The organism is Streptomyces sp. NPDC002265, from assembly GCF_040296125.1.
Taxonomy (GTDB): Bacteria; Actinomycetota; Actinomycetes; order Streptomycetales; family Streptomycetaceae; genus Streptomyces.
The window spans coordinates 1-4,728 of sequence record NZ_JBEOWS010000519.1; the positions used below are offsets into that span (position 1 = coordinate 1).

5 protein-coding genes are annotated in these 4,728 nt (G+C 68.0%); 2 read left to right on the forward strand and 3 right to left on the reverse strand.

The window, feature by feature from the left end:
- Nucleotides 1–126: 126 nt before the first annotated feature.
- Nucleotides 127–651, reverse strand: a complete 525-nt coding sequence (locus ABT085_RS43880) for a hypothetical protein (protein WP_351622084.1) — start codon at nt 649–651, stop codon at nt 127–129.
- Nucleotides 652–800: 149 nt separating this feature from the next.
- The gene (locus ABT085_RS43885) at nt 801–1,151 is read right to left on the reverse strand and encodes a DUF6415 family natural product biosynthesis protein (protein WP_351622095.1); all 351 of its coding nucleotides are present in this window, start codon (nt 1,149–1,151) and stop codon (nt 801–803) included.
- A gap of 723 nt (nt 1,152–1,874) precedes the next feature.
- Between ABT085_RS43885 and ABT085_RS43890 the strand changes: the two genes are divergently transcribed.
- A complete protein-coding gene (locus ABT085_RS43890; protein ID WP_351622086.1) occupies nt 1,875–3,101 on the forward strand; it encodes a helix-turn-helix transcriptional regulator in 1,227 nt (408 codons plus the stop codon).
- Here the strand turns inward: ABT085_RS43890 and ABT085_RS43895 are convergent.
- Entirely contained in the window at nt 3,082–3,744 is a 663-nt protein-coding gene (locus ABT085_RS43895; protein ID WP_351622089.1) for an HAD family hydrolase, read from the reverse strand. The two genes, ABT085_RS43890 and ABT085_RS43895, sit on opposite strands and share 20 nt — an antisense overlap.
- A 257-nt stretch (nt 3,745–4,001) precedes the next feature.
- On the opposite strand from ABT085_RS43895, the gene ABT085_RS43900 reads away from it, so the two are divergent.
- Nucleotides 4,002–4,553, forward strand: coding sequence for a GNAT family N-acetyltransferase (locus ABT085_RS43900; RefSeq protein ID WP_351622092.1), 552 nt, complete (start codon nt 4,002–4,004; stop codon nt 4,551–4,553).
- The last annotated feature ends 175 nt before the right edge of the window (nt 4,554–4,728 follow it).

Genomic DNA, 4,728 nt, shown 5'->3' on the forward strand with positions numbered 1-4,728 from the left:
GTGGTGGGGGTGGGCGGGGGCGGGGCGGGGGGGGGGCGGTCCCCGCGCGCCCGGCGCCGCTCTGGGAGGCCTGCAGGCCGGACATAGTCACGGGCTCGCCGGTCGAAGGACGGGCCCGTATGCGGATCAAGTGATGGTGCACAGGGTTTCTGCGAGGAGTTCCTCGTGCGGGGCGGGTCCGGGCCGGAACTGGTCGAGGAAGTTCCGCAGCGGCACGGGTGGTACGAGGCGGTCGCCGCGGCACGGGCGCAGCCAGTACGGGCCGGGGGCTTCCGACTGCGCCATGGGTGGCAGGGCGAGATGGTGGGGTCTGCCCAGGCACAGCCCGTACCGGTGCGGGGCCCAGACCTCACTGGTCCCTGGGGGTACGAGCCAGATGAGCCACTGCCGTGTGGGGTCCTCGATGACCGGGCCGCAGGCGTCGGGCTGGCCGTGGCCGGTGTGCTGGACCTGGTCGAGGAGGTCCATCACGGCGTAGGCCTCGGGGCAGGAGGCGGTGACGACGATGTCGAAGAACCGGCCGCCCAGCGGTAACTGGAGCACCCGGCCCTGCTGGAGGTCCATCAGGTTGCGCACGCGTGCGGCGAGGTCGCGCATGTCCGTGGCGACATTGTCCGCGGCGATGGTGTGGGGGCGCGTGGAGAAGTCCACGGGGGCTGTCGGCGCGCGTTCTGCCGGGTTCGCCGAACGTTGGGGGAGTGGTGTGGGCCTGCTTGCACTGCTTTGGTCGTGGACGGGATGGTCCTGGTGTGTGCGGAGTTCGGACATGGCTCTCTGTGTCGTCGTGTAGTGCATGGAGGTCAGACCGACTCTCGCAGACAGGGCAGCTCCACCAGCCGCTCGAGCAGTTCCTTGGCGGTCCAGGCCATAGGGAGCAGAAGTCCGACGGCTTGTCGGTAATCGCTGGGCGTCTCCTTGGAGAGCAGTGCACGGGCCCGGGTGGCAAGATGAGTTGTGCTCTCGTCGGTCTGGTCGGCGTCGGCGTCGGTGGCGCAGGCGATGTCGGCGAGGCGCTTCAGGTGGCCGCGCAACCGCAGCGTGGACTCCTTCACCTGCTCTTCGTGGGGCGCCCGTTCGTCCAGGGCAGTGCTGACGTCAGCGAGGACGGTGTCGTCGTCGAGTGGCTGCCGCCGGGGGACCTTCGCGAGCACCGACTTCAACCCGTCGGGGTCCCAGGGCGGTGTCCCTGTAGCAATAGTTCGTGGTCGGTGCCGGATGGCGGCACCCATGGGTCCCTGCCCCTGGTTACCTGCTGCCTGTCGTGGGAGAGGCCCTTGCCGCGATGGTGGCGCAGCGGTCTCGTCCCCGGTTCGTGCGATGTCTGGAACGGGGGCCATGCAGCTTCTCAACGCGGCGCTTAATGCACCTGCGTGTGTGATCCACCCGTGACCGCTGGGGCTCCTGTGCCAGTACGGGCCCGGTCCCTGGGTTCGGTGTGTCGGCGGGAGGGCGAGAGTACCGCCTGTACCGATCGCTCGGGTACTTGTGATGTCCCAGTCGGAGGTGGTAGCGGGCGGCACGAAGTAGTAGACCACCTGCGCATACGGGTCTTCGGCTACAGCGCCACAGCGCTGGTCGAGGACAGCCAAGGCCGCGAGGCCGATCCCGCGTGCGACGCGTATGGCGTCCCAGTCGTGACCGGCGTCGTACAGCGTGCACCCTGCTGCGGTCGGCAGTTGCCAGGTCGGCATCACGGGCTCCTCACCATCTGCATCCGTGTGTTGAGACTGGCCCTATGAGAAGGATGAATCGAGGACTTGAAGAGGCCTTTTAGCTGCCAACTATGGGACTTTCTCTACCTCTTTGGAGGCGGGTCTGGCCATATACAGGGCTTCTAGTGACACTGTCAGAAGAGCCCACACGGAGGTGCAGCAGTGCCACGGCCCGCAGGTAACACCCGGCTGAAGGCGGCCCGCCTGGCAGCAGGTTTCCGATCACAACAAGCCCTCGCCGACGCCCTCGGCGTAGGTGTCCGGCAAGTGCGTCGCTGGGAGTCGGCCAACCCGCCCTGGCCCCATCCAGACCAGGCCCAAGCCCTCACGCGCGAACTCGGCCAGGAACTCGAGGCGCTGGGCTTCATCTCGCCGCACCCTCAACCGCCCCACCGCTCCCGACCCGCCGCCGGCGGATCCGGACCGACCTCACTGGGACTCGGCTCCGTCCCCACCCAGGCCGCGACCGTGCAACCCCCCACTGTGGCAGCCGACTTCCAGGCGGTCACCCGCTCGCACCGTCGGCTGTACTGGTCGGTGGCCCCTGCCACGCTGCACCCTTCGGCCCTGGCGCACGCCGCTCTGGGCTGCGCTCTGCTCACCGAAACCGCGGGACAGACACGGCGGGCCGTCGCTATTGGTCTTGCCGAGACGTACCTGCTGGCGGGACGTATCGAGTTCTTCGACCTGAGGGAACCACAGCGAGCGGCCCGGACCCTGCTCCTGGCGCTGCAAGCCGCAGGCGAAGCGGATGCCCCGCTGCTCGGTGCGGCGATCCTCGCGCACAGCGCTTTCATCCCCGGCTGGCAGGGCGAGAGACAGGACGCCGTGGAACGCATGGTCGCAGCGCGGACCTACGCCCGGCGAGGGCCGGCCTCGGCCGAGCTGCTGGCCTGGCTGGACGCTGTCGAGGCGGAATGCGAGACGAGGTGCGGCAACACCCGTACCGCGCTGCACCTGATCGGCCATGCCGAGGATGTGCTTGCGGCCGGCTCGCCGTACGACAGCCCCGAGTGGCTCGACTGGTTCAGCCCCGTTCGCCTTGCCGCCTTCAAAGGAAACACGCAGCTCAAGGCCGGACACCTCCCGCAGGCCCGCGCGACACTCCAACAGGTGCTCGACGACCTCGGCCCGAGCGACGAAAAACAGACCACCGTCGTTCTCGGGGACCTGGCCGCGGTCGAGGCCGCAGACGGCCGGCCGGAACAGGCATGTGGGTACGCACTGCGAGCGCTCGATCAACTGGAGAAGACCTGGTACGCCACCGGCATGGACCGAGTGCGCGAAGTGCGGCGCTCACTGACGCCCTACCAGCAACAACCATGCGTGAGCGACCTCGACGACCGGCTCTACGGCTGGTCGACGACCGTCAGCGCGCTGAGTCGTTGAAGTCGCGGATGCACCCCGGCAGCTCCAGAAGACTGTCCACCCTGAAGGTCGGCAGCTGCCGGGCCTCTTGCGTCCGCCACTGGATCGTCGCCCACGGGCCCCGGTGAATGAGCGCCGTAGGCATGCCGGTGGCGACGGCCGGCCGCAGATCGTTGTCGACGCGGTCACCCACGTAGAGGATCTCCCGCGAGGCGAAGGGAGTCACCTCGGCGACGCAGCGGAAGAACTTGGCATCCGGCTTGCTGACACCCCAGTCGTCAGAGGTACCGATAAAGTCCACATCGTCCGAGAAGAGCTGGCGCAGGATCGCGCCCGCCCGCACCGTCTGGTTCCCGGCAATGCCCAACCACAACCCGTCAGCCCGCAGCTGGGCCAGGGCAGGCCGCACGTCGGCGTAGAGGTCCTCTTCGCCGAACGTCTCCGGCTGTCCCGCAGCCACGCGCTTGTCCCGCTCCTCGTACAGGTCAAAGCCCGGGCGGAACTCCTGGAACACCTCACGGTAGTCGCGGCCTTGGGCGATGACGGCACCGAACATCGCGTGGAAGGTGTGCCGGGGCACGTCCAGCCAGTCGGCCCAGGTGCCGTACTCCCGGGTCTCGTCCACCAGGCACTCACCGACATCGAACACCACCGCGCGAATCATGACGGCAGCGTATCCGGCCATCAGCCCGGCCTCGTCCAGAGCCAGTAGGTCGATGGCTGTGCCGTCGTCCCAGTAGAGGCCTTGCTTGGGATACCTCCGCTTGCGTGGAGCCGACGCCCACGATCACGGGCTGCTCACCCGCGCCAGTGGGACACCTCCGCTCGCCCGCTGACTGGGCGAGCCGATCGCGCTCCTCGGCACTGAGCGGGACATTTCACCAGCAGGCTCGCATTGCCCCGCGGGTAGAGTCCGCAGGCATGTATCCGGTCGCTCGTTCCAGCGCACGTCTCGACCTGCGGGAACTCACCATCGCGGACGTGGGGGCGCTGTACGCCATCTACGGCAGCCCCGTAGCCACCGAACATCTCTCGTTCGAACCCCGCAACCGTGAGCAGGTCGAACAGATCGTGTCCCGGTCCGTCGCGGCCACCACGGCGACGCCCCGCACGGAGTACGCTCTCGCCGTCATCGAGCACCAGTCGGCCGAACTTATCGGGTTCGGACGTCTGGCCCTCGACCCCCACCAGCAGCGCGGAGCCACCATGGGCTTCGCGCTGCGCCCAGATGTATGGGGGCGCGGCTACGGTGTGGAGACGGTTCGGCTGCTGCTCGCCCTCGGTTTCAACGAACTCCAGCTCCACCGCATTTGGGGCGCACGGTCCCCCTTCAACGAGGGCTCGGCGCGCACCATGGATGCTGCGGGCATGGTGGAAGAGGGCACCATCCGCGAGCACGTGCTGAAAGCCGGGCAGTGGAGAGACTCCGTCGTGCACGCGATCCTCGACCGCGAGTTCTCCTCCACCTCTTGACCAGGCCAGGGCTCGTGCCGAGTCGCGAACATCACGTAGCCGAGTCGTGCACGGGGACCTTGTCCACTGCTCATCCGATAAGACACCGTTTCTTTTGGCCTGGGGTGGTCGTTGGTCAGTGCATGGCAGACCTGGTCCAGCGGCTGGTACCGGACGAGTTGTGGGAGCTGTTTCG